Below are 23609 nucleotides of genomic sequence, written 5' to 3'. Positions count from 1 at the left end.
AAAACATCTTTTGAATCAATGCGTTGGAAGATAGCCGCGAGGCATCGTCCAGTTCCCGCCGCAAGGGCCCCGGCAGCGGGGCTTTGTTTTTGTCGGACGTCACAGGCGTTGCGGCAAGACGTCAGTCCACCGGCCTGGTGGCAGAGTGGTTATGCAGCGGACTGCAAATCCGCGTACGCCGGTTCAATTCCGACCCAGGCCTCCATTTCGTTTCAGCGCATTGGGCCGCTTTCTGCGGCCCTTTTGCGTTGCGTAATCTCAAGCTATTTCCCATGCGCTGCTCCATACCGACGAAGCGCCAAACGAGGGTGTGTCGATCGTCAGGCTCTTGGTCGATCGGCTTTACTTGCGCGGTACATCATCGCGAAGCTTGGCCGCCTGTAGCGGTTTCTCGGCAATGCCGGCAGACGCCAATTTGCGATGATGCCGGCCTCGACATTCGATCCTGACGTCATGACTTCATCGCGACCTGTCCTGCAGTGCACACGCGTGTTCAGTGCGGCCCTAGCCGTGGCGCTCGGTCTGTGCGCTGGTGTGCAGGCTGCGCCGCCCACGGACACCGTCACGCGCTGCGGCTGGTTCGACAATCCCTCGCCAGGCAACGCCACGCTAGTGGACAAGGACGGCGAATGGACGGTCGGCCAACAGGGCGGGCACCAGGCCGAGGGCAACTGGCCTACGTTTCCCCGCGCGCGCTGGGTGGCGACCGGGACGGGCAGTGCCGGCTATGGCTGCGCCTGCCTGAAGGTGCGCGCGCGTGCCAACACCCAGGAGGTGACCACCATCGTGGCGGCCACAGTTCAGCCCTTGAAGATCTGCCGGCAGGACAAGGCGCTGCAGGTCAAGGAGCCGGAGAATCCGCTGAAGTAGCGCCTTCGCTCCGCAGCGCGTTGCCGCAGCGGTGCCATCGGAGGAGACGCTGCTGCCGAGGATGTGGATCGAGGCAGGTTGGCCGGCGGTTTCACTGCAGCCTGGATCGGCTTGCTGTCGGCGAGGGGAAAGCGCCGCTCCACCTCCTGGCGGCGGCGTTGCGATTCGCCGAGGCGGCGTCGCTCGGCCGAACGAGTCCATCGGACGATGGCGCCGCTTTGATGCCCGGTGCCGACACCGCCTGGCCATCGTTCTGCGCGTTCAGGATTGGAACGGCCGAGGTGGCGTGCAGCGTCGTCTGCCGGCCGCCCGATCCGGCGCGAACGGGATCGCTGTCCATGCGAATCCGACGCCCGTAGCACCGCGAACGGGAAAGTGCCGAATCGCACCATGACACCACGCCGCCGGCGGCGGACATGTTTTTGCAACGAAGGGCTAGCGCGCCTCCTGGGAGGCGTGTAGAATGCGCGGCTCCCAAGCGGGAATAGCTCAGTTGGTAGAGCGCAACCTTGCCAAGGTTGAGGTCGCGAGTTCGAGTCTCGTTTCCCGCTCCAAATTGCGTCACTTGCCACCTGTTGCGCGAGTGAACCCCTGAAAAAAGGAGCTTCGGCTCCTTTTTTCGTTTCCGCGATTCGTTCTTGTCCCGGAGACGCCAGGCACGGCCTCGGCGCCGATGCTGGGCACTACGATTTCGTCGGCATCACGGACATGCCCAACGTTCGCTTACGGAAGTGGGCCGGTGAGTAGCGCCTGCCTGGTCGCATCGTCGGCAGGGTAGAAGCATTCCAGCGTCAGCTCCGCCAGGGTCACGTCGGTCGCGGTGCCGAAGACGGTCGTGGTGGAGAGAAACGACAGGATGCCGCCGCTGGTTCCGCTGCGGATCGAGAGCGGCACCGCGATGCGCTCCGTAGGCCCGGGCGGGCGGTCGCTGGCCGGGCAGGGCAAGCCCTTGAGTTCGGCATGCAGCGCTTCGAGTTCGGGATCGGCCGACTGGTCGATCTCGAGGCGAAGCCGGGCCAGCAGATGATGCCGCCACTCGGCCAGGTTGACGATGCGTGGCGCCAGGCCATTGGGATGGAGGGTCGCGCGCAGCACATTGACGGGCGCCGCCAGAAGCGCCGGATCGATACCGACCAGCAGTGCGGCCGCTGCATCGTTGGCGCGCACCAAGTTCCAGTGGCGGTCGACCGCGAGTGCAGGAAACGGGGCGTGCGCGCGCAGGACCATGTCGACGGCCGACAGCGCCGCCGCCATGTCCGGCGTGTCCAGTGCACGCTCGCCATGCACGGGCGCATAGCCCGCCGCGCGCAGTAGCCGGTTCTGCTCCCTGAGCGGCATCGCCAGCGGTTCGGCCAGACGCAGCAGCAGGTCGCGGCTGGGAGCCGCTCGCCCGCTCTCGACGAAGCTCAGATGGCGCGTCGACACCTCCGCCGCGCCGGCGAGATCGAGCTGGCTCAGTCGGCGCCTGGCCCGCCAGTCGCGCAGTACGTCGCCAACGGTGATCGGTCGTGTCGCCATGCCTTCATCCTACCGGCCCGCTGCGGCGATGCCATTACCTGCGAGGTAATCGCATTGCCCGATTGCCATCGGCATGCTCGGCCCATCGACGACGAGGAGATGGCGATGAACGACCCGAACACGCTGGCACGTGCCTATCTGGCGCTCTGGAACGATGCCGATGCCGCATCGCGCGCGCGTCGCCTGGCGGACGGCTGGACCCCTGATGCCCGCTACGCCGATCCGATGATGGCGGGCGAAGGTCGTGACGGCATCGCCGCGATGATCGCGGCCGCACGCGCTCAGGTCCCCGGCCACCTCTTTGCGCTGCGCGGCACGCCCGATGCGCATGGTCCGTTCGTACGCTTCTCCTGGACGTTGGCGCCCGAACACGGCGCGCCGATTGCCGGCGGCACCGATATCGCCCGGATCGCCCCGGACGGGCGCATCGCCGAGGTCATCGGCTTCCTCGACAAGGACATCGCATGACGCCGGCATTCATCCCGCGTGGCCCCGGTCATGCGCTGTTCGTTCGCGATTGGGGCGAGGGACCGCCTGTGGTCCTGCTGGCGGGCTGGGCGATGGATGGCCGGATCTGGGGCGACACCATGCTCCATCTCAATGCCGCCGGCCTGCGCGCCATCGCGTGCGATCGCAATGGCCACGGACGATCGACCGACCGAGCCGACTATGGCTACGACGCGCTCGCCGACGACCTGGCCGCCGTGCTGGAAACGCTCGACCTGGAGGGCGTCACCCTGGTGGCGCATTCGGGCGCTGGCGGCGAGGCGATCCGTTACCTCGCGCGGCACGGTCGTCGGCGGATCGCACGACTGATGCTCGTGGGTGCGACAGGCCCGCGGGTCATCGGCGACACCGGTGTGACCCCTGCGATGCTGGATGCGCTGTGCGCGCAGCTTGCCTGCGATCTGCCGGGCTGGATCGACGCCAACATCGCTCCTTTTGCGCCCGGTGCGTCGGGCCGCGTCAACGCGTGGATGGCCACCATGGTGCTCGACTGCTCGCGCCGCGCCGTGGTCGCATTCCAGCGCACGATCGCGCTGAGCGATCTTTCGGCGGAAGCCGCCGCGCTCCAGCTGCCGGTCACGATCATTCATGGCGACCGCGACGCGTCCGCGCCACTCGATGTCAGTGGTCGTGTCTATGCCGCGACCATCCCCGGCGCCGAACTGCTCGTCTATGAAGGTGCAGCCCACGGCGTGATGGTGACGCATGCCGCACGGCTCGCCGGCGACATCGTCAGCCGAGCGGCGTCATGAGCTGGCTGGCCACTGCACAGGCCGGCAGCGCAGACCGGCCGCCGGGCGCAGTTGTCGCGCGCTCGCTGGGAATGGTCGTCGATCCGGAGGTGGCGCCCGCATGAGCTCGACGACACGCCCGGAGACCTACGTCATCACCTTCCACGTCAAAGCGGATCAGGTGGAACGCTTTCGCGCGCTGCTCGACCCGGTGCTCGATGCGATGCGTCACGAGCGGACCTTCGTGCGTGCGGCGTTGCACGTCGATCCCGAGCGACCGACGGTCTTCCAGCTTCACGAGACCTGGACCGATCGCGACGATGTCCTCAAGGTTCAACTGCATCGGCGCTATCGTCACGAGTGGAATGCCGCGCTGGACGACATCCTGGTTGCGCCGAGGCATATCGCGATCTGGACAGTGATGCGAACCGATTGAGGTCGGACCGCAAGGGCGCCAGCCTCCATCGCTGGCACCGCCGTTGGTCTGCTAGCGCACCGCCGACCGGATCGCAGGAGGCGTGGGGCAGGTGGTATGCGCCTCTGTCATAAGCTTCAACAGCGCTGCCCGCGCAACGGCGCGCGCGGCCTTGTGGTCGAGTCGGGAAAGCTCGGTGATCTGCAGGCCCGTCGCCTGCGCAAGGCGCAAGCCGACGTAGTAGCCAAAGCGATCCGGCAGCCCATCCGGCGGATGGCCCCCCATCTGCAAGGCGCTGGCGGTCGCCGCGCCGTCGCCATCGTCGAAATGGGCTGCCACGAAGCACAGGGCAGCCGACCAGCGCCGATCGGTCGGTGCGCGAATGGGAGCGGGGATGTCGAGCAGCAGTTGATGATCCGATGCATGCGGCACCATCGTGGCGGTCGCCTGGACCGCCAACCCCTCCTGCCACAGCGTGCACCACAGCGGGTCGCAATCGGCGAAATGGCGGGCATGTTGCAGATGGAAGATCTCGTGGATCAGGAACGGTTCGAGCGAATCGTCGGCATGGTACTTCGCGATCATGTCGGCACCGAAAAGCATGACGTGCCGATTGCCCGGTTGCAGGTAATCCGAACCGCCATCGCGCTGCCCGAGCGAGTGATAGAGATAGATCGGCAGCGGGGACGAAAAGCCAGGGAAGACGGCCTGGAATCGCGCGATCGCACCGTTCAGCGCGATCGGAAAATCGGCGACCACCCGATCGTAGTCGTCATGGCCAACGGAAAACCGATGCAGGGCGGCGCCGATCCGCTTGTCTGTGCCGGCACCTTCTGGATACAGGCCAGGCAGCATCGCATCGATCCGGGAACGGATCGTCGCAATGCGGATATCTTCCGGCTGGCCCGCGGTCTCGATCGCGGCCTTTTCGAACGGCGTGGCGAGATCGACATAGCGCGCCGCCGGTGCCGTGCTCGCCGAAAGACCGCTGGTCGAAAGGCCAATCGCTAGGCAAACGGCGAGCAGCACTCGCCCATTGCTGACCTGCCTCATGTTTGCTCCTGTCCAATTTGCTCCTGTCCAAATTCGGCCAAGCCGCATACCGAGCCGTGGGAACAGCGCCACTTCGATGGTGTTCGAAACGCGATGGATGTCGCGCCCTCAACGTCGCGCGTTGCTCCCACTCCTGCGCTTCGGTCTTGCGGCGCGCATGCTGCAGAGCGTAAGCCGGGAGGCATCCGATGTTGTGAAAGAGCCCCGTGCCGGCCTGCGCCGATTCACGCCGCCAGCCACCACCACGCCAGCAGCGCCACCAGCAAGATAGCGCCGCCGCCCAGCAAGCGCGGCCGTCGCCACCAGCGCCGCGGTTGGCGGTCGATGGCATTGGCGCCGGCCCGACGCAGCAGGCCGCGCGCGAACGCATGCTGATCCATGCTGCGGTCGCAGGCGTCGACGCAGGCACCGCAGGCGGTGCACGCGTAGTGCGCGCCGTTGCGCGGATCGATGCCGGCGGGGCAGGCCTGCACACAGGCATCGCAGGCCATGCAGTCGCCGAGCTGCTCGGCGCTGAACTTGGGTAGGGTGCCGGCATACGCGGCCAGCGCCTCGCCGCGGCTGCCGCCTTGGCCGGCGAGTTGCGCGATGCTGGCGCGCAAGGCGTAGTCGCGTGCGGTGACGGGATCCAGCAAGCGCCGCCCGCGCTGCGCGACGCTGCCTTGGCCGCATGCGCGGGCGCCGCGCGGTTCGCCGCGCATCGCGTCGTAGCCGATCAGCGGCGTGTCGCGGTCGCACAGCAGCGGTTGCAGGCGCGCATACGGGCACAGGTAGCGGCAGGCCTGGCTGCGCAGGAAGCCCGCATTGCCCCAGGTGGCCAGCGCGTAGAACAGCACCCAGAACGTCTCCCAGCCGCTCCAGGCGAATGGATGCAGGCGCACGACCAGATCGGCGATCGGCACGAAGTAACCGACGAAGCTGACCCCGGTCCACAGCGCCACGGTCGCCCACAGCAGGTGCCGCGCCGCGGCCGGCCAGTCGGCGAAGCGGCGTTCGATCCAGGCGAAGGCGTGGCTCCACACCGTCTGCGGACAGGCGAAGCCGCACCATAGGCGCCCGGTCAGCGTAGTGAGCACTGCCAGCGACGCCGCGGCGGCGCCCAGCGCCAGCAGCAGCCAGCCGACGTCGTGCGGCCACAGGGTCCAGCCGAACAGATCGAAGCGCCGCGCTGGCAGGTCCAGCAGCAGGGCCTGCCGGCCCTGCCAGCGCAGCCACGGCAGCAGGTAGAACCCCGCCAACAGCAGCCACAGCACCACGCGCCGCAGTTGCGTGTACCGATGTGGCGGCGCGGGCCCCGCCGCGGCGGCGGGCGACGTGACGACATGCAAGGGAATCGTGCGCGCCATCGGCAGCCCGCTCACGACAGCGGCGCGGCGGCGTCGCCGTGCGGCGCCGGACGCAACAGGAAACCGGTGAGCAGGCTCGAGGCCAGCGTCGCCAGCCAGAACATGAAGAAACCCACCGTATAGCCGAGTTCCCGGCTGATCTGGCGGCCGGGGAAGGTGATGTCGCGCAGCGCCAACGGATCGACCAGGGCGAAGAACAGCACGCTCATGGCGCCTGCGACCAGGAAGCTCGGCCACAGGATCACCCCCAGCCGCTGCACCAGCGGGCGCGGCGCGCCGGGATCGAGCGGATCGAGCAGCGGATCGTCGGGAGAGACCATGACGGTGGATTCCATCGCGAAAGAAGGATGCGGCATGCGCCAAGGCAGCGGCGCCACACGTCGCCGCGCCTGCCAGCCGCCTGGCCGCCGATCCCCCGTCGACACCGGCGTCGGCGCATGCCGCAGCTGCAGACTAGGCAGCGCGGGCCGGCCCGACATTGATCCTGATCAAGGCCGCTGCCGCCGCGACGTGGAGACTGATGAGATCGCACGCTGTGGAGCCGACCATGCAGGACGAGATCGAAGGCATGCCCTTGCCGGGGCCGGACCTGTGCAGCGAGACGGACGTGCAAGCGCTGGTGGGAGCGTTCTACCGCCGTGTGCGCGCCGACGCCGACCTGTCGACGGTGTTCGCCGCGCACATCGAGGACTGGGAGGCGCATGAGCAGCAGCTGTGCGATTTCTGGTCGGCGATGCTGCGCGGCACCCGCCGCTTCCGCGGTGCGCCGATGCCCCGGCACATGGCCATGCGCGAACTCAGCGAACTGCTGTTCCAGCGCTGGCTGGGCCTGTTCCGCGCCAGCACCGCCGAGCTGCACAACGCGCCGATGCGGTTGTTGGCCGACGACGTTGCCCAGCGCATCGCCGAGACCTTCTGGCGCCGGCACCAGATGAGCTGGCGTCCATTCGAGCCGGTGTCGCCGCTGCCGCCGGCCGCGTGCGCGGATTGATCCAGGTCAAGGCGGCCGCGCCCGGTGCCGCGCATGCTCGGTCCATGGACATCCTCACCGCGCCCGATCCTTCCGCCGCCTGGACCTTCGACGCCGACCTGCTGCGCCGCTACGACCGTCCCGGCCCGCGCTACACCTCGTACCCGACCGCGCCGCATTTCCAGACCGGCTTCGGCCCGGCGCAGTTGTTCGCCGCGGTCCAGGCCAGCGATCCGCGCCGGCCGCTGTCGCTGTACGTGCACGTGCCGTTCTGCCGCAGCCCGTGCTTCTACTGCGGTTGCCATCGGGTCATCACCCGCGACCCGGAGCGCGGCCGCGCGTATGTGCAGCGGTTGCTGCGCGAGGCGGCGATGATGGCCGCGTGTTTAGAGGGCGAGCGCGAGGTGGTGCAGCTGCACCTGGGCGGCGGCACCCCGAACTTCCTCGCGCCGGAGCTGCTCGGCGAACTGGTGCAGGGCCTGCGCGGCCTGTTCCGCTGCAGCCAGGCGCCGGACCGCGAGATGTCCATCGAACTGGATCCGCGCACGGTGACGCCGCAGGACATCGCCGCGCTGGCCGAGCTGGGCTTCAACCGCGCCAGCCTGGGCATCCAGGATTTCGACCCGCTGGTGCAGCAGGCGATCAATCGCCGCCAGGGCGTGCACGAAACCCTGGACATCCTGCGCGCCTGCCGCGTGCACGGCATGCGCTCGGTCAACGTGGACCTGATCTACGGCCTGCCGCGGCAGACCCTGGCCGGGTTCGAGCAGACCCTGGAGACGGTGATCGCGGCGCGGCCGGACCGCCTGGCGGTCTACGGCTACGCGCACATCCCGCAGCTGTTCAAGGCCCAGCGGCGCATCGCCGACGCCGACCTGCCCGACGCCGAACAGAAGCTGGCGCTGCTCGGCCTGTCGGTAAGCCGGCTCTCGGCGGCCGGCTACCAGTACATCGGCATGGACCACTTCGCGCTGCCGCAGGAAGACCTGGCGCGCGCGCAACGGCAGGGCAGCCTGCACCGCAACTTCATGGGCTACACCACCCACGCCGACACCGATCTGCTTGGCCTGGGCGTCAGCGCGATCAGCCGCATCGGCGCCAGCTACAGCCAGAACCAGCGCGACCTGCCGGCCTGGGAAGCGGCGGTGGATGCCGGCGACAGCCCGGTGCTGCGCGGCCTGCAGCTCAGCGCCGACGACGCCCTGCGCGCCGAGCTGATCCAGCAGTTGATGTGCCAGGGGCGGGTGGACGCCGCGGCGGTGGCACAGCGTCACGGCATCGACTTCGCCAGCTATTTCCGCGAGGAACTGCGCGCGCTGGCGCCGCTGTGCGCGGACGGCCTGGCCGATTACCGCGACGGCGTGGTCCAGGCCACCGCCCGCGGACGCCCGCTGCTGCGCCTGATCGCCATGTGCTTCGACCGCTACCTGCGCCAGCCCGATCAACCGGCGCGCTATTCGCGCGCCATCTGAGCGCGCCGCGCTTCTCGCTTTCCGTTGGCATCCCCGGTGCCGCCGTGGCGGCGGCGCCGGGGCTTTTCGGTGGTGGTACTCAAGCCTGCCGATGCCGGTATGTGGTGTCTCTGTTCGGCGCGTCTGCCGGGTCGGCAGCGCCCTGCGGTTCACAAGCGCCGCCCGATCAGGCACGCTACGCGCCACCAGGCCCGGATGGCGAAACTGGTAGACGCATCGGACTTAAAATCCGCCGGGGGCGACCCCATGCCGGTTCGATTCCGGCTCCGGGCACCATGGGTACGTAAGCGTTTCAGCGCTCAGGCGGCGCCGATCGACTTCGCCGCTGTGCAGTTTTTGTGCAGTCGGCTAAATCGCTAGTGCTTCAGCCTGCTGGGCGACGTCATCGGCACCGTGACCCAGCCCGTCTACGACACCGCCACGGGCCGGCACCTGCTCATCCCGCAGGGCTCGCGCATCTTCGGCCGGTACAACAGCCAGGTCAGCTACGGGCAGAGCCGCCTTCAGGTGGTCTGGCATTGGATCATCTTGCCCGACACGTCCTCGCTCAAGCTCGACAACCTCGTGGGCACCGATCCGGCCGGCTACGCAGGCCTGGAGGATGTTGTGGACCGGCACTGGAACCGCCTGCTGGTCGGCTCGGCGCTCACCACGCTCTTTAGGCGTGGGAGCCGAACTGGCCGGGTCGGAGAACCGCCAGGACGGCAACCGCATCGTCATCGCTGGCCGGGATGGGCTGCAGGACTCTATGAATCATGTTGGGTAGGAACTGACCCGGCGGAACCTCAATGTGCGATCCACCTTGACGGCCCGGCCCGGGCTGCCGGTGCGCATCGTCGTCAATCGAGATCTGGTGCTGCGGCCGTACCCGGACATCCTAGAGGTGTTCATGGCCGGGGATCGAGGGTTTCGATGGAAGGGCTGATAGAAGCTTGCCCCTGCAATATGTTTGGGGGTAGTGTGGCCCCCACAATGTTCAAGTGTTCACGGACTGAATATGAACAAAATTCCTGGCTTTTGGTATGTCGGCCAGCGCCTTGGCAGTTTATTGCGTTGCCTGTTGAAGAATTCGGGCGATCCTTCCAAAAGTACTCGGCACCCCCAATCTGATTCGCGCTGAAATCAAGGCGCAACCTCGCCGGTGGCACTTATCTCCTAATGGAAGGCCCGAATATATGTACTTCGGGCGCTGAAATCAGATCACGACAGGGAGTCTGACATGCAGGTCTTGCTTGGTGGTGGGTACCGAATCATCTCGGCTCTAGTTGTGGCCTTGCTGATTTTTTTTGCCACTTCCTTCGGCGCTCGTGCTGAAAATAAATATTGCTACGTGGAGTCTGTTGCTGGAGGCTCGGATCAGTGTTTTTCAAGCTTTCAGGCCGCATTCGATGCGGCGACTGCCGATGCGAACGGGCGTCAACTGATGCTGAGTAAGCAAGGCCCCTATTACGCGGATGTGATGGATAATAAGGCGCAGGATTTGCTTCTTTACGAATATGAGGCAAAAGATCTTCCTCCCGCCAGATTTTTGGATAAAGGGTATTCTCTCACTCCCGAGGGAATGCCTAAATATTCTCCTTGTGATTACAAGATTCCCTATGCCTATGGGTATCATTGTAAGTCGGAAAATGATTTGTCTAATGTGGCGGCGATGATTTTGCCGGAAGTGGTAAGTGGTCGCGAAGTCGTGACTCCTAAAGCGAGCACCGGCTCATGGGTGGCTGTGAGTTCAGGCACAAAGCCGACCATGGGGGGGGATCAGCCATCAGATCTAACGGCGCCTCACTACGGCGCGGTGGTTTATTCGGGCCGGAAGATGAATTTGCATCACTTGGTGAGGCAGTCTGGGGAGACATACGAAACTTCTGGTGATTATACGCGGGTCGATCCTTTCCAGTGCCCACAGGGTATGGTTGCTCGCGATTACGAGGATGGCGACTGGGGTTCGGCGGGTGGTTCCAATCCACCTTCGGAACTCTGCATGGACCCTCATGTCTACAAGATCGTCCAGCGTCTTGACCTGTCTTGCGGAGAAGAGGGCTGTAACTCGGCGGGCGTTCAGCTTGGAACAGGTGCTCATGCCCTGAATGAAGACCTGTTGTCTATCGAAGGATTTCCCGTTTCGCTTGCTTATGACTCCAAATCGCGCTCGTGGGATTTGAGCTTTGAAAAGCGCATGGCTTCAGGCGGAAATGATTCTTACATTGAGGTCGCGCCAGGCACGTATTCAAGGTTATTTGTAGACGACGGCGAGGGCTTTGGCTTGGAGGGGCGCCCAGCGGATCGGGTGACCAACGATGACAATGGCAGTATCTATACGTCCGGAAATTTTCAGTACAAGTTCAACGACGATGGCCGGGTCGCCGAATTCGGCCCGATGGGTCAGGCCCCATTCGTGGTGCAACGTGATGACGGTGGTCGAGTCGTTCGACTGACGTCGCCGGCGGGTCGGACGCTGAACTTCGAGTACGTGAATGGCCGGATCAGCAAGGTCACCGGTGGGGATCGTGAGGTTCTTCTTGAATATGATGCCTCGGGCAATCTGTCGAAGATATGGAAGGACGCTAGCGCTGTTCGCCAGTTCTTGTATGGCGAACAGGGTCTGATCGGGGTTGCACGGCAGAACGTCTTGACGGGTGTCGTCGATGAGCAGGGGCAACGCCAAAAGAGCTTTGGCTACGACGCCAATGATCGGTTGACCTACAAGTCCGAGGGTGGTGGGGACACCCCGGTCAACACCGTCCGCGTGAGCTATCCCGATGCGGCGCATACGCAGGTCGTGACCGCTGCTGGCGCAACACGCAGCTATACGCTGCGCGACGACGCATATCATCGTCCGACCAGCGAGTTGGATCCCTCCGGGCAGATATCGAAGCAGTACGACGAGAACCAGAGGATCATCAAGTCCATCGCGGCGACTGGCTCGGTCACGCAGTACACGTATTCGTCCGATCCGTCAGAATCAATCGTTGAGGGCCTGGGATCCGCGCAGCAGCGCCGGGTCGAGATCACGCGCAGCACCTACGGGCAGATTGCCAGGCGCTTGGTGTATGACGCTGCCGGTAAGCCCGTAGCCGGCTACATGCGCACCTTCAATGCGCGTGGCCAAATGTTGGCCTCGACGCAATTCCAGTCCTCGCAGACGGCTGCCGTTCGTACGAGTACGACGACCTATTGCGAGAACGATGACATCAGCGCAGGCACATGCCCGCTGCTGGGCCTGGTGATCAAGGTGGATGGGCCGCGCTCGGACAAGGCGGACGTCACGACCTACACCTATCGGATGGCGGATGCGCCCAACTGCGCCACCACCTCTGCCGCCTGCCCATACCGTAAGGGCGACCTGTGGAAGGTGACCAATGCGCTCGGTCAGATCACCGAATACCTGGCCTACGACGGTGCCGGCCGTGCGCTCTCGGTGAAGAGCGCCAACGGCGTGGTCACCGATTTTAGCTACCACTCGCGTGGTTGGCTGACTGCCAGTAAGGTGCGTGGGGCCGACGACAGCAGCGAGAGCGACGATCGCATCACTGCGATCGACTACTGGCCGACCGGGCTGGTCAAGCAGGTGACGCAGCCCGATGGTGCGTTCACCCGCTTCACCTACGATGCCGCGCACCGGCTGACCGATATCGCCGACAACGCCGGAAATACCATCCATTACACCTTGGACAATGCCGGCAACCGTTCCAAGGAGGACACCAAGGACGCGTCGGGCACGCTCAAGCGTACTTTGTCTCGGGTTTACAACCAGCTCGGCCAGTTGGCCACGCAGGCCACCGCGCAGGGCGATCCGACCGACTTCGGCTACGACGGCAACGGTAACACCAAGACCGTCACCGACGCGCTCGGTCATGCCACTCAGAACGACTACGACCCGCTTAACCGCTTGGCGCGCACCCTGCAGGACGTGGGCGGCATCGCCGCGGAGACCAAGTTCGGTTACGACGCGCTGGACAACCTGACCAAGGTCACCGATCCCAAGGGGCTTGACACCACCTACGCCTATAACGCCCTGGGTGACCTGACCAAGCTCACCAGCCCGGACACCGGCAGCACGACCTACACTTACGACAGCGCCGGCAACCGCGCCACCCAGACCGATGCGCGCAACATCAAGACGACCTACGGCTACGATGCGCTGAACCGGCTGTCCCAGGTCACCTATCCGACCACCAGCCTCAACGTCAGTTATACCTACGACGTAAGCCAGAGCACCTGCGCCAGCGGCGAGACCTATGGTGTTGGTCGCCTGACCCGGATGCAGGACGGCAGCGGCAGCACCGACTACTGCTACGACCGCTTCGGCGAGTTGGTGCGCAAGGTGCAGACCACCAACGGAAAGGTGTTCGTGGTCCGCTACGCCTACACCAAGGCCGGGCAGCTGAGCCGCCTGACCTACCCGGATGGAGCGGTGGTGGACTACGTGCGCAATGCCCAAGGTCAGACCGCCGAAGTCGGGGTGACGCCACCTGGCGGTACAAGACAGGTTCTGCTGAACCAGGCCACCTACTATCCGTTCGGCCCGGTCGCCGGCTGGACCTATGGCAACGGCCGGCCAATGCAGCGGGTGCTGGACCAGGACTACCGCCCGCTGGCGGTCAACGACACCCGTAGCGACGGGTTGGCGGTGGGCTTCGCCTTCGACCCGGTCGGCAATCTCAGCGCGCTGACCGCGCCGGGCAACACTGCGCCGGTCATCAAACTGGACTACGACCCGCTGGGCCGGCTGACCGCGTTCAAGGACGGCCCGACCGATACGGTGATCGATGGCTATAGCTACGACGCCACCGGCAACCGCCTCAGCGCCAAGGTCAACACCAGCACGCAGACCTATAGCTATCCGACCACCAGCCACCGCCTGAGCAGCGTGGCCGGTACCGCACGCAGCTACGATGCGGCTGGCAACACCACGGCCATCGGCGGCACCGCCGTGCAGTACGTGTATGGCGCCAATGGGCGGCTGACACAGGTCAAGCGCAGCGGCACGGTGGTGGCGAACTACGCCTACAACGGCCGCGGCGAGCAGGTGCGGCGCGTGGGCAGTACCAACACCTACACGCTGTACGACGAGAACGGTCAATGGCTGGGCGACTACGACAACAACGGTGCGGTCGTGCAGCAGACGATCTGGCTGGATGATCTGCCGGTGGGCGTGCTGGCCAAGACCACGCTGCGCTACGTGCAGCCGGACCACCTCGGAACGCCGCGCGTGGTGATCGACCCGGTCCGCGACGTGGCGATCTGGCGCTGGGACCTGAAGGGCGAAGCCTTCGGCAGCACCGCGCCGGACCAGGACCCGGACAAAGACGGCACCGCCTTCGTGTTCGATATGCGTTTCCCGGGTCAACGTTATGACGCCGCGAGTTGGTTCAATCAGAACTACCTCCGAGACTATGACACTAGTACGGGGCGATACGGGCAGAGCGATCCGCTGGGACTGCTCGGTGGTGTCGGGACATTCACCTATGCTGGAGGTGCCCCGCTCGCAAAGATCGATCCCTTCGGCCTTGTGGAGGGAAGTCCACGCAACCTGCAGACACGAGTGATGATTTCTGACTGGGCAATGCAGAAGGTCGGATCTACAGCTTACGGGTTTTACGAATCGAGGTCAGAGCAGTACCCGAAAGGCTCGTGGAAGTGCTCCTCGTTTGTTTGCGACGCTGCGTCCGCAGCAGGTGCTCCGACGACGGTCTCGGTAAAAGGCAGAAATGGTGCATCCGTTGATCGCTGCGCTACTGCGGCAGAGCTCGCTCAGGGAACGATTCCAAATTGGAGGAGGCTCGGGCAGTATGAAGAGCGACTGCCTGGCGACATTGCGGCCTATAGGAACCTTGGGCCAAACTCGACTGGACATACAGCGATAGTGGTTCCCAGCGGAAACGGTGGCGTGTCTACGCTGGGAGCTCATGAGGTGTACGTGGGACCTGTCGGTATCGACAGCTTTCCCGATCCTACAAACATGACCGTTCTGAGATATACGGGTGAATGACATGAAGCTAGTCGCGAGCTTTGCAGCAGCACTACTCACCTTCTCCATCGTTGGCCCAGCGAGTGCCTCCAGCTCGTGTGATGCCCGTGCTGTGGTCGTGGTGGAGCTCGATGTCTACGATGGACACGAGGTCATGAGGATAAATGAGGTTGAGCCGAAATCGGGTGCAGCATTCGATGACTTCTTCAAGAACTGCGCGCGCAAGACCGTCGTGCTGGCCAGCCCCAGTTCGACGATTTCTCAATTGCTCAATATTCGTTTTTTCATTGGCAAGATAGGGTTGAAAGCTAGCAAGGAGAATTTTTTTGTCTTTGCTGCGCGTCCAGGCGGTAGGACCATGACGTACTTGGAAACCTTTGCGACGATCAAGTACACCAGAAACAAAGACGAGCTTCTGAAAATCACCGAGGATCCGCCCCAGGAGAGCAACTACCTGTAGAACGGCCTGTCTCCGTGAATTGAATGAACGAGTTGCCCGGGTGCGGCGGCAGGATAGTCGATGCACTCTGGCCACGCAGGCAAAAGTGCAGGGTTACCCGGGCGACTTAAGCTATTACTCCAACGGCACCAAGACCGTCACCGACGCGCTCGGTGATGTCACCCAAAACGACTACGACCAGCTTATTGGTCAAGAGCGCGCTGCGTTATGTGCAGCCGGATCACCTGGGCACGCCGCGCGAGGTGATCGACCCGACCCGCGACCTGGCGATCTGGCGCTGGGACCTGAAGGGCGAAGCCTTCGGCAGCACCGCGCCGGACCAGGACCCGGACAAGGACGGCACCGCTTTCGTGTTCGACATGCGTTTCCCGGGCCAGCGCTATGACGCGCTGAGCGGGCTCAATCAGAACTACTTCCGCGACTATGAGCCGGGTGCGGGTCGGTATGTGCAGAGTGATCCGATTGGATTTTTGGGGGGAGTAAGCCTATATGGGTATGCAGGCCAAAATCCCGCCTCCGAAATTGATACGTATGGTCTGCAAGCCTACTCGCCGGGAACAACTCCGCCCAGTAGTATCCCCGGCGGTCCGTGGACGCCAGCTCCAGGGCAGCCGCCTGGAACATTTTTTGGTCCAAAAAATGGCGCCGATAGAGCAATATGTAGATATGTGCCAGATGGAAATAATGGTGGTCCCAAAACCGCGCCAAAGGCTTACTGGAAAACCAAGACTCCAGGCACGCCTTGGCAGCGTTACAAGCTTAACGGGATACCTCAAACTGCACAGCAGGCTCATCCTGCACCCGCAACCAAAATTCCATGGATTCGCTTGCTCGGAATCACGTCTAGGTGGGGTGTGGGCGCATTCTTTGCAACTTATTCGGATTCGCTTAATGCTACCGAAGAGCAAGATATAGCGATAAGGAATGAAGGCAATGAAAGATAAATTCGAAATTAAGCAGGATCCGCGGGGCGATTCGGGGATCTCTGTTGAAGAGTCGTTATTGCAATGCCTTTTGTATTTCGATGAGGCTGTATCTTCTTTCTGTCTTGGTGTTGACTATTTACATAAAAAATTTGGTGATCATCCGGGTGTGGCTTGGGAAGTTAAACAGGAGTTTCTATCCGGTAAATCGCTCATTGCATGGGAGGGAATTCCAAATTCAAGACGTGAGGCGATAAGGAAAATAGTCATGGCGGTTGAAGGTGTTCCGGATGCAGGTGTTGATGGGGTATCGGATTTTAGCCACGCTGCATGGAGTGATGTCCGTGATGCGGCTGTTGAATATCAAGCCTTCAAGGATTCCTAAAGTGCACAGTGTATGGCATGCACTGCGAAGATGTATTTTCTGATTTTTGCGTTAATTATTTATGTTTCAGGATGCGCGCATAATTTTTCAAAATTCTATGCGACTTATGGTGATGCGGTGGCGGATGATGCTATCGCAAAAGGGTGGGTTCCGGACTTTTTGCCGCAGAGTGCTACCGATATCTATGAGCGGCATAGTGTTGATGCTGGTGGAGTTGCAGTTGTATTTTCTGCGCCCAGTGACAACTTTCTTAAGGGCTTTTCCAAGCTCGATCATTCGTATTTTACATCTGCTGAACGAGCATTTTCTTTGGTGCATTCGCCCGCAAAGTATCCTGGGGGAGTGAATAATTATTATTACAGGTGTGGCGGTGAGGGGCTCGGCCTGCTTAAAGTGCATGATGGGAATAAATTCTATTATATTGAGCCGGCTTCTAGTGAGGTACTTAAGGTTTTATGCAGGGCGCCATCTGGTTTGTCGGAGGGGCATTGAAACGCTAGGTGGCTCCTGAGTATAGGTCAATCTAATTTTTTGGGCTCGGGTGACTATGCATTAATGACTTTTTTGGCATAAGGGAGTGTTGGTATTGCGCTTTGTCGGGATGGTAATGCTCGCGGCCTTATATGCTGGATGTGCAAGTGACTGATGGCGCGGAGAACTGCAGTTCTGATGTGTTTTACATCATGGTGCTGTCGGTGCATGTCACGTCGGCAGACGAGCAAGACCGCGCCCAAGTGGACACGCTGTGCAAAGACGTGCAGCACGCCACAGGCCACACGGTGCAACTGGCTTGTGCGGATCAGGGGCTACAAGGGTGCAGCGGCATCCAAGGCAGCGCCAAACAACGGCATCGACCTGCAGATCGTGAAGCTGCCCGAGGTGAAAAAGGATTTAGAGTTGCTGCTTCGGCCCTAGGTGGAGAGAGAAGCTTCGACTGGCTAGCGAGGTTCCACAGGCTCTCGCGGGACTATGAGCGGTTGCCAGACGTGCTCGCGAACTGCATTTCCTAGTCTTTGCAGTGCGTATGTTGCCCGCCGCTGCGCGGGCGTTCGCTGCGGCGGGAAGTTCATGACACGCTCCAGGACACGGGGTGTAGCAGGCCCACAGCGCGCGCCAGCGTCCAGGGGCTGACCGAAGCACCTGCCAGCCGGGTTTCAACCAAGGGGGTATCAATGCCCCGCCACCGCCATGTTCGATGCCCGAGGACCGGCAGGAAACCCACGCGCGCGGGCCGACCAGGCCACCAGCCAACCGACCAGCAGCAATGCCAGAACAGCCCAGGGGAGAGAAGCAACCCCCTGGGTTTCCAGCAGGACGCCACCCAGCAAGCCGCCGCCGGCAATCGCGCCGTTCCAGGCCACCACGTTCATCGACAGCGCCACATCGGCGCCATCGCCCGCGGTATCGGCCAGGGCCGTTTGCAGCAACGTGGCCGCACCACCGAACGTCAGTCCCCAGACCGCAACGCCCACGTAGACGACCAGGGGCGACGCCGTCCACAAGCCGAGCGCCAGCGCCGTCAGGGCGAACACGGCGAGGCTGATCAGCACACCCGAGCGCAGACGGCGATCGACCCAGCGACCGGCGATCCAGATGCTCACCAGCGCAGCGAGCCCGAACAGCAGCAGGACGCGGTCCACCTTGGCCGTCAACCCGGCGGGCGCCACGAACGGTGCCACGTAGGTGTAGAGGATGTTGTGGGCCAGCATCCACGCGATCACCACGCCCAGCACCGGGCGCACGCCCGGCGTCGTGAATACCCGGCGCAGCGGCATCGGTTCGCGGCCCGACTGGCCCGGATAGTCGGGCACCTTCAGCTGCACCCAGACGATCAGCGCCAACGTCAGCAGCGACATGATGCCGAAGGCGGTACGCCAGCCTGCGAGCGCACCGAGCCAGGTTCCCAGCGGCACTCCTAGCGAGAGCGCGACCGGCGTTCCCACCATGGCGATGGCCATGGCACGCCCCTGCTGGTGCGGCTCGACCATCCGGCGTGCGTAGCCCGCCAGCAGGCTCCAGGCCAACCCTGCCGCCGTGCCGGCGAAAAAGCGCGACACCAGCGTCAGCCAGTAGTGCGAGGACAGGGCGGTGACGGAGTTGAAGACGAGAAAGCCCACGATGGTCAGCAGCAGTACGTTGCGGCGCCGCCAGCCACGCGTCGCGATGGTCAGGGGAATGGCCGCCAGCAGCGACCCCAGGGCATACGCCGTGACCATCTGCCCCGCATACGACGCGGACACGCCCAGGCCTTCGCCGATCTGCGGCAACAGGCCCGCGGGCAGGGTCTCGGTCACGATGCAGATGAAGCCGGTCATGGCCAGGGCCAGCAATGCCGCGATCGGCAGTCGTCCGGCAGCGGCAGCGGTGGGCGCGCCCTTGCGGGGCGGCAGGATCGTTTCAGTCATCGGATCACGTCCAAAGAGGAGTCGGGGAGGAGGCGCAGACGGCTGGCAAAGCCACCGCCGCTTGAAGGTCGAACATAAGTATCGATTGGTACAAATGTAGTGATGCCTGGCGCCCCTCGTCAACGACTTTTGTATCGACTAGTATTTATCTAGCTTCCGCAGGAGTCTTCCATGGCGCAGATGGGCCGCCCCCGCAGCTTCGACCGTGACGAGGCCATCCGTCAGGCCATGCACATCTTCTGGGAGCATGGCTACGAATCCACCTCGCTCGCCCAGCTCAAGGCCGGCATGGGCGGCGGCATCACGGCCCCCAGCTTCTATGCGGCGTTCGGCTCTAAGGAGGCGCTGTTCAAGGAGGTCGTGGCGCACTACCTGGCCACGCACGGGCGCGTGGAGGAAAGTCTGTGGGACGCGAGCGTTCCGGCACGCCAGGCCATCGAACTGACCTTGCGCCGCTCGGCGAAGATGCAAAGCGAACGCGGCCATCCCAAGGGCTGCCTGATGGTGCTGTCAGCTGCCGTCTGTTCGCCTGAGCATGCCCACGTGCAAAAACTGCTGGCCAAGGCCCGCGCACGCACGCGCGAGGGCATTGCAGCCTGCGTCGAGCGCGCGGTGGCGTCGGGTGAGCTGCCGGCCGGTACCGACGTACGCGCGCTGGCGATGGTGTTCGGGAGCTTTCTGGTGGGCTTGTCCACCCTGGCCCGGGACGGCCTGACGCCGGCGGCCCTGGACAACGCGGTGACCGAGGTCATGCAGGTCTGGGACGCCGCCGCGCACCGCGCCAAGCCCTGATGGCGAAGTGCATCAACCCCTGAGCGTGATCCGCTGGATCGCGTCGTAGATCTCGTTCTCTGCATCCACGGGGTGCACCTCCCCTGCCAGCGCCGCGAAGGACACCGCTTCGGCCGCCCCCAGCAAGGCATGCATGGCCACCGGCTTCAAAGGCTTCTTCGCAAAAGGCGCGAGCGCGTGACGGCACTTGTCCAGGAAAAGGGCTTCATGTTCCTTCTTCAGGGCTTCCAGCTCCGGTGAACCGGTCAGTGCCGCGCTCACTCCCGGCATTTCCCGCCCCATGGTCATGACGCAGTCGACGTAGCTCGCGGCGATGACCTTGGCGACCGCGGGAAGTGTCCTGGCACAGGCTGCGAGGGCTTCGTCCAGCAGTGCGTGCTGCCTGCGGTCGTACTCCTCGTAGAGCGCCGCGAGCAAACCGTTGCGCGCCCCGAAATGGTCATAGACGACGGGCTTCGTCACGCCTGCGCGCTCGGCCAGGTAGCCCAGCGTGAGCGCATCGCTGCCTTCGCTGCGAACGATGGACCAGGCGACATCCAGCAGTTGGCGCTGCCGGGCCTGCTTGGGAAGGCGCCGCTTGATCGCACGGTCCGCGTCTGGCCTCGTCGGGTGGTTGGGCATCGATAACCTACCAAAAGTAATTTAAAGGGACTAATATACCAATGGTAGTTTATGCCCATCCCCAAGGATTTCCCATGCATGCCCTCATCGTCGTCAGTCACCCCGATCCGCAGTCGTTGACCCACGCAGTCGCGCACGCGTTTGCCGAGGGCGTTGCAGCGCTTGGCCAGCACACCACGGAGCTGGCAGACATCGCGGCAGAGGGATTCCAGCCCGCATTCAATCCGGCAGACCGGGCCACGTTCCTGTTGCAGGCATCCGCGCCGCCCGACGTCCTACGCGAGCAGGAGCGTATCGACCGCTCCGATGCGCTGGTGCTTGTCTACCCTGTCTACTGGTGGTCGTTTCCAGGGCAGCTCAAGGGGTGGATCGACCGCGTTTTCTGCAATGGGTGGGCGTACTCGGAAACCCCGGAAGGTGCCATCGAGAAACGGCTCGGCCGTCTTCCCGTCCACCTGCTCGGCATCGGCGCTGCCGACGAGAGAACATATGCGCGGCACGGTTACGACACGGCGCTGCGCGCACAGATCGATCACGGGATCTTCGATTACTGCGGCGCCAAGGTGGTCACCTCGAGGATCCTATGCGGCATCGACAGTGCAAGCGCCGCATCCCACATCACCACCGCGCGTGAAATGGGTCGCAACGCGTTCGCGCAGCACGGTACAGGCGATGTCGAGCACAGGACTTCGGACACGTCCATGCCCGCTCACGGTCTGCGCGCAACCCACCCCTTGAACGTGAACGCGCAGTAGAAAAGCTCGATGTCCACGAATCCGGCCTCCCGCAGCAGATCCACGTCCTGCTGCGGCGAGAGTGCCGGCAGCTTCTCCTTGATGGCGGCGATGCTCGCTTCGGCCTGTAGCGCAGGCGCGCCGGAAGCCGCCGCGAAGGCGGCATTGCGCTGGAGCCAGCGGGTCCTGGCCGGCTCCTCCCCCGGAAAGCTGTGGTGCGCGACGACCAGAGGCGACCCGGACGCGAGCCTTGCGAACACCTGCTTCAGCGTCTGCAGGCGTTCGGCCGCCGGCAGGAAATGCAACGTCAGCAAACAGGTCACCCCATCGAAAGGCCCCATCGGCGCATGGTCGATATACCCGTGGTGCAGGCGCGTGCGGGCAGCCAGGTTCCCCAGCGTCGTGCGCGCGAGGTCGAGCATCTGCGCGGAGGGATCGACACCATCGAATTGCCAATCCGGCTGCATCTCGGCGAAGGCTTTCAGCTCCAGCCCGCCGCCAGCGCCGAGCACGAGAATCCGCGCATCGGCAGCCGCGCGCTCGCGCAACAGCAGGCCGGCCATGCGGTGCAGGTCGCGCAGCCCGGGCACCATCCGGGCGGCCCGCTCCGCATAACCTTCCACCGCTGCCGGGTCGGAGAACAGGGTCACCGAATGCGCTCTCGCTCGCTCACGACGGTGCGAGCGTTTCGGGCCAGACCAGCGAACGGTGCACCTGGGCGCCCGCCATGGCCCCGCTGCCCACGGCCAGCGAGACGGAATGCGGCACGCGCGCCACGTCGCCGCAGGCGAACACCCCGGCGACCGACGTCTTGCTCTCCGCATCGGTGCGGATCTGGATGCCCATGGGCGTCTCTTCCAACGCACAACCGATGCCCTCGGCCAAGGCATTCGATGGAGACGTGCGCGTTGCCGCGAACAGGCCCGCGAAGGGCAGCTGCCGCCCGTCGGCCAGCACCACATCGGCAGGGCCTTCGATGCGGTCGATGGGCGTGGACTCGATCGCCACTCCCCGGTGCTCCAATTTTTCGCGGGTCTCGGGGGTCAGCTCCACGGCGCCGTTGACGAGCAGTGTCACGGCGCCCCACTCGGTGAGCAGTTCGGCCTGGTGGAGCGACAGCGGGCTGCTGCCGACGATGCCGATGCGCCCCTTGTGCAGTTCATAGCCGTGGCAGTACGGGCAATGGAAGACGGACTGCCCCCAGCGCTCGGCCAGGCCCGGCACGGCGGGAAGTTGGTCGGCTACCCCGTTGGCGAACAGGATGCGGCGCGCATGGTGCGAGACGCCATCGGCCGTGGTGACCTCGAACCCGTCCACCCGTCCCGTGACCGACCCGGCCCGCTCCTCACGCCAGGTCAGGGTGGGATAGATCTCCAGCTGGCGGCGCGCCTGTGCCGCGATCTCGCCTGGCGGCACGCCGTCCTGGCCGAGAAACCCATGCGCGTGGCTGGCGAACCGGTTGCGCCGTTCGCCCGCGTCGATCACCAGCACGTTGCGCCGCGCGCGGACCAATTGCAGCGCCGCGGCCATGCCCGAATAACTTCCACCGATGATGATGGCGTCGTGCTGCATGCTCAGCTCCTTTTGCGTCGAACAGCCGCATGCCGGCGCGCGAAGTCGGCGGCAAGATCGGCCAGGGTGATCTCGGAGAAACGCTGCAGCAGCAACGCCTCGGCCTCGGCAAACGTGCTTTCGAGCGCGGCGTTCACCGATTGCTCGACCAGGCACTCCGGCGTCTCGTGGCGGTTGCCGATGGCGAACATCGCAGGCTCGCCCAGCGCCTCGTGCAACTGGCGGAGGGTGACGGCACGCAGGTCGGCCTGGATGCGCCATCCACCCGCATGGCCTCTCTCGGACTGGACGATGCCGGCGTCCCGCAGAAATCCCATGGTGCGCCGGACGACGACGGGATTGGTTCCGAGGCACTGGGCCAGGGCGTCCGAGGTCATCGGGCCCTCCTGCTCGGCCATGTGCAGCAAGGCATGAAGGACCGAGGAAAGGCGGCCGTCGCGTTTCATGTAACTAATGATGTTTCATGATGCGCGAAAGATCAACCTTCATCAACATCAGGCGGCTCTGGAACGACCGATGGAGGCCGACACCCAATGCGGCCTCAGTCGGGTGGCCTATCGAGATCGCGGGATGTGAGATGCAGCCTAGAGGGGAGGGCGCTGCGCTTGAGTCCGGCCGCCGTGATCCTGGCGCACAGCCATCCCAGGAGTCGACGAGGAATCCGCTGCTTTCAACAATCGACTTTGAAGACTTCAGTGTCGCAGTCATCCAATACTGCAACGCCATCATTTCCTGAAGACCGCCGCCTTCGGCGCACTGGTCGCGAGGTCAGGTGTTGCACTCCCACCTTCGCGCGCCGCGGATAGGCCAATGCCGGCACAAGCCTGCTGCCGTAACGGCCGCGTGGGTTGTCTCGACCCTGGT

Annotated in this window: 22 protein-coding genes, 3 tRNA genes and 3 pseudogenes; 18 read left to right on the top strand and 10 right to left on the bottom strand. The window is 64.0% G+C overall.

Features of this window, described 5'->3' with window-relative positions; translation table 11 throughout:
* Positions 1-131 precede the first annotated feature (131 nt).
* Both QN245_RS12455 and QN245_RS12450 read left to right on the top strand, forming a co-directional pair.
* Positions 132-205: transfer RNA gene (locus QN245_RS12455), tRNA-Cys, on the top strand.
* Positions 206-489: 284 nt separating this feature from the next.
* Complete coding sequence (locus tag QN245_RS12450; RefSeq protein WP_317843318.1) at positions 490-870, top strand: DUF4087 domain-containing protein; 381 nt, start codon at positions 490-492, stop codon at positions 868-870.
* Between the two features lie 91 nt (positions 871-961).
* Here the strand turns inward: QN245_RS12450 and QN245_RS12445 are convergent, their stop codons facing one another.
* On the bottom strand, positions 962-1210 hold the full coding sequence (locus QN245_RS12445) for a hypothetical protein (RefSeq protein ID WP_184448558.1): 249 nt from the start codon (positions 1208-1210) through the stop codon (positions 962-964).
* 138 nt (positions 1211-1348) lie between these two features.
* Between QN245_RS12445 and QN245_RS12440 the strand changes: the two genes are divergently transcribed.
* Positions 1349-1424, top strand: a tRNA-Gly gene (locus QN245_RS12440).
* A gap of 169 nt (positions 1425-1593) precedes the next feature.
* On the opposite strand, the gene QN245_RS12435 is transcribed toward QN245_RS12440, so the two are convergent.
* On the bottom strand, positions 1594-2388 hold the full coding sequence (locus QN245_RS12435) for a helix-turn-helix domain-containing protein (RefSeq protein ID WP_184448557.1): 795 nt from the start codon (positions 2386-2388) through the stop codon (positions 1594-1596).
* A 105-nt stretch (positions 2389-2493) separates the two neighbouring features.
* Here QN245_RS12435 and QN245_RS12430 point away from each other — a divergent pair, with 105 nt between their 5' ends.
* From QN245_RS12430 to QN245_RS12420, 3 genes are all read left to right on the top strand, one after another.
* On the top strand, positions 2494-2856 hold the full coding sequence (locus QN245_RS12430) for a nuclear transport factor 2 family protein (RefSeq protein ID WP_184448556.1): 363 nt from the start codon (positions 2494-2496) through the stop codon (positions 2854-2856).
* Complete coding sequence (locus QN245_RS12425; protein ID WP_160965053.1) at positions 2853-3647, top strand: alpha/beta fold hydrolase; 795 nt, start codon at positions 2853-2855, stop codon at positions 3645-3647. The genes QN245_RS12430 and QN245_RS12425 overlap by 4 nt, the downstream gene beginning before the upstream one ends.
* 100 nt (positions 3648-3747) lie before the next feature.
* Complete coding sequence (locus tag QN245_RS12420) at positions 3748-4062, top strand: putative quinol monooxygenase (protein WP_317843317.1); 315 nt, start codon at positions 3748-3750, stop codon at positions 4060-4062.
* 51 nt (positions 4063-4113) lie between these two features.
* Here QN245_RS12420 and QN245_RS12415 read toward each other — a convergent pair whose 3' ends face one another.
* The 3 genes from QN245_RS12415 to QN245_RS12405 form a co-directional block, all read right to left on the bottom strand.
* Positions 4114-5094, bottom strand: coding sequence for a hypothetical protein (locus QN245_RS12415; RefSeq protein WP_317843316.1), 981 nt, complete (start codon positions 5092-5094; stop codon positions 4114-4116).
* 224 nt (positions 5095-5318) lie between these two features.
* Complete coding sequence (locus QN245_RS12410) at positions 5319-6350, bottom strand: 4Fe-4S dicluster domain-containing protein (RefSeq protein ID WP_184644209.1); 1032 nt, start codon at positions 6348-6350, stop codon at positions 5319-5321.
* Between the two features lie 101 nt (positions 6351-6451).
* A complete protein-coding gene (locus QN245_RS12405) occupies positions 6452-6775 on the bottom strand; it encodes a hypothetical protein (protein WP_160965047.1) in 324 nt (107 codons plus the stop codon).
* Positions 6776-6960: 185 nt separating this feature from the next.
* Here QN245_RS12405 and QN245_RS12400 point away from each other — a divergent pair, with 185 nt between their 5' ends.
* The 10 genes and pseudogenes from QN245_RS12400 to QN245_RS12355 form a co-directional block, all read left to right on the top strand.
* Positions 6961-7431: a group III truncated hemoglobin gene (locus QN245_RS12400; RefSeq protein WP_160965045.1), complete on the top strand. Its 471-nt coding sequence runs from the start codon at positions 6961-6963 to the stop codon at positions 7429-7431.
* A gap of 44 nt (positions 7432-7475) precedes the next feature.
* Entirely contained in the window at positions 7476-8882 is a 1407-nt protein-coding gene (gene hemN, locus QN245_RS12395; protein ID WP_317843315.1) for an oxygen-independent coproporphyrinogen III oxidase, read from the top strand.
* 189 nt (positions 8883-9071) lie between these two features.
* Positions 9072-9158, top strand: a tRNA-Leu gene (locus QN245_RS12390).
* Positions 9159-9251: 93 nt separating this feature from the next.
* Positions 9252-9807: pseudogene (locus tag QN245_RS12385) on the top strand (TraB/TrbI/VirB10 family type IV secretion system protein); the annotation flags it as partial.
* 294 nt (positions 9808-10101) lie between these two features.
* Positions 10102-14874 (top strand): RHS repeat-associated core domain-containing protein, encoded by a 4773-nt coding sequence (locus QN245_RS12380; protein WP_317843314.1) that lies wholly within the window; start codon positions 10102-10104, stop codon positions 14872-14874.
* Between the two features lies 1 nt (position 14875).
* Positions 14876-15313, top strand: coding sequence for a hypothetical protein (locus tag QN245_RS12375; protein WP_184643309.1), 438 nt, complete (start codon positions 14876-14878; stop codon positions 15311-15313).
* 200 nt (positions 15314-15513) lie between these two features.
* Positions 15514-15852 (top strand): annotated as a pseudogene (locus tag QN245_RS12370) (RHS repeat-associated core domain-containing protein); the annotation flags it as partial.
* A gap of 394 nt (positions 15853-16246) precedes the next feature.
* Positions 16247-16621, top strand: a complete 375-nt coding sequence (locus QN245_RS12365; RefSeq protein ID WP_317843313.1) for a hypothetical protein — start codon at positions 16247-16249, stop codon at positions 16619-16621.
* Between the two features lie 30 nt (positions 16622-16651).
* Positions 16652-17113 (top strand): YbbD-related protein, encoded by a 462-nt coding sequence (locus QN245_RS12360; RefSeq protein WP_317843312.1) that lies wholly within the window; start codon positions 16652-16654, stop codon positions 17111-17113.
* Positions 17114-17307: 194 nt separating this feature from the next.
* A pseudogene (locus QN245_RS12355) lies at positions 17308-17693 on the top strand (transposase); the annotation flags it as partial.
* Between the two features lie 97 nt (positions 17694-17790).
* On the opposite strand, the gene QN245_RS12350 reads toward QN245_RS12355, so the two are convergent.
* Complete coding sequence (locus QN245_RS12350; protein ID WP_317843311.1) at positions 17791-19026, bottom strand: MFS transporter; 1236 nt, start codon at positions 19024-19026, stop codon at positions 17791-17793.
* 171 nt (positions 19027-19197) lie between these two features.
* On the opposite strand from QN245_RS12350, the gene QN245_RS12345 reads away from it, so the two are divergent.
* Entirely contained in the window at positions 19198-19818 is a 621-nt protein-coding gene (locus QN245_RS12345) for a TetR/AcrR family transcriptional regulator (RefSeq protein ID WP_160965027.1), read from the top strand.
* A gap of 12 nt (positions 19819-19830) precedes the next feature.
* Here the strand turns inward: QN245_RS12345 and QN245_RS12340 are convergent, their stop codons facing one another.
* On the bottom strand, positions 19831-20439 hold the full coding sequence (locus QN245_RS12340) for a TetR/AcrR family transcriptional regulator (protein ID WP_160965025.1): 609 nt from the start codon (positions 20437-20439) through the stop codon (positions 19831-19833).
* 74 nt (positions 20440-20513) lie between these two features.
* Between QN245_RS12340 and QN245_RS12335 the strand changes: the two genes are divergently transcribed.
* Complete coding sequence (locus tag QN245_RS12335) at positions 20514-21194, top strand: NAD(P)H-dependent oxidoreductase (protein ID WP_425612866.1); 681 nt, start codon at positions 20514-20516, stop codon at positions 21192-21194.
* Here the strand turns inward: QN245_RS12335 and QN245_RS12330 are convergent.
* From QN245_RS12330 to QN245_RS12320, 3 genes are read right to left on the bottom strand one after another with little or no spacing between them, the layout of a single operon-like run.
* Positions 21149-21823, bottom strand: coding sequence for a class I SAM-dependent methyltransferase (locus tag QN245_RS12330; RefSeq protein ID WP_160965021.1), 675 nt, complete (start codon positions 21821-21823; stop codon positions 21149-21151). The genes QN245_RS12335 and QN245_RS12330 overlap by 46 nt on opposite strands.
* A 19-nt stretch (positions 21824-21842) precedes the next feature.
* Complete coding sequence (locus QN245_RS12325) at positions 21843-22745, bottom strand: NAD(P)/FAD-dependent oxidoreductase (protein ID WP_160965019.1); 903 nt, start codon at positions 22743-22745, stop codon at positions 21843-21845.
* A gap of 2 nt (positions 22746-22747) precedes the next feature.
* A complete protein-coding gene (locus QN245_RS12320; protein ID WP_160965017.1) occupies positions 22748-23191 on the bottom strand; it encodes an RrF2 family transcriptional regulator in 444 nt (147 codons plus the stop codon).
* Between the last annotated feature and the right edge of the window lie 418 nt (positions 23192-23609).

Source organism: Xanthomonas rydalmerensis (assembly GCF_033170385.1).
GTDB lineage: Bacteria > Pseudomonadota > Gammaproteobacteria > Xanthomonadales > Xanthomonadaceae > Xanthomonas_A > Xanthomonas_A rydalmerensis.
This window is presented reverse-complemented; position numbering and strand designations above follow the sequence as displayed.

Coding starts and splice junctions, on each gene's coding strand:
- QN245_RS12325 (WP_160965019.1), bottom strand. CDS start 22,745: ATGCAGCACGACGCCATCATCATCGGTGGAAGTTATTCGGGCATGGCC.
- QN245_RS12445 (WP_184448558.1), bottom strand. CDS start 1,210: ATGGACAGCGATCCCGTTCGCGCCGGATCGGGCGGCCGGCAGACGACG.
- QN245_RS12380 (WP_317843314.1), top strand. CDS start 10,102: ATGCAGGTCTTGCTTGGTGGTGGGTACCGAATCATCTCGGCTCTAGTT.
- QN245_RS12430 (WP_184448556.1), top strand. CDS start 2,494: ATGAACGACCCGAACACGCTGGCACGTGCCTATCTGGCGCTCTGGAAC.
- QN245_RS12400 (WP_160965045.1), top strand. CDS start 6,961: ATGAGATCGCACGCTGTGGAGCCGACCATGCAGGACGAGATCGAAGGC.
- hemN (WP_317843315.1), top strand. CDS start 7,476: ATGGACATCCTCACCGCGCCCGATCCTTCCGCCGCCTGGACCTTCGAC.
- QN245_RS12415 (WP_317843316.1), bottom strand. CDS start 5,094: ATGAGGCAGGTCAGCAATGGGCGAGTGCTGCTCGCCGTTTGCCTAGCG.
- QN245_RS12345 (WP_160965027.1), top strand. CDS start 19,198: ATGGCGCAGATGGGCCGCCCCCGCAGCTTCGACCGTGACGAGGCCATC.
- QN245_RS12420 (WP_317843317.1), top strand. CDS start 3,748: ATGAGCTCGACGACACGCCCGGAGACCTACGTCATCACCTTCCACGTC.
- QN245_RS12435 (WP_184448557.1), bottom strand. CDS start 2,388: ATGGCGACACGACCGATCACCGTTGGCGACGTACTGCGCGACTGGCGG.
- QN245_RS12360 (WP_317843312.1), top strand. CDS start 16,652: ATGTATTTTCTGATTTTTGCGTTAATTATTTATGTTTCAGGATGCGCG.
- QN245_RS12320 (WP_160965017.1), bottom strand. CDS start 23,191: ATGAAACGCGACGGCCGCCTTTCCTCGGTCCTTCATGCCTTGCTGCAC.
- QN245_RS12350 (WP_317843311.1), bottom strand. CDS start 19,026: ATGACTGAAACGATCCTGCCGCCCCGCAAGGGCGCGCCCACCGCTGCC.
- QN245_RS12340 (WP_160965025.1), bottom strand. CDS start 20,439: ATGCCCAACCACCCGACGAGGCCAGACGCGGACCGTGCGATCAAGCGG.
- QN245_RS12405 (WP_160965047.1), bottom strand. CDS start 6,775: ATGGAATCCACCGTCATGGTCTCTCCCGACGATCCGCTGCTCGATCCG.
- QN245_RS12365 (WP_317843313.1), top strand. CDS start 16,247: ATGAAAGATAAATTCGAAATTAAGCAGGATCCGCGGGGCGATTCGGGG.
- QN245_RS12335 (WP_425612866.1), top strand. CDS start 20,514: ATGCATGCCCTCATCGTCGTCAGTCACCCCGATCCGCAGTCGTTGACC.
- QN245_RS12425 (WP_160965053.1), top strand. CDS start 2,853: ATGACGCCGGCATTCATCCCGCGTGGCCCCGGTCATGCGCTGTTCGTT.
- QN245_RS12375 (WP_184643309.1), top strand. CDS start 14,876: ATGAAGCTAGTCGCGAGCTTTGCAGCAGCACTACTCACCTTCTCCATC.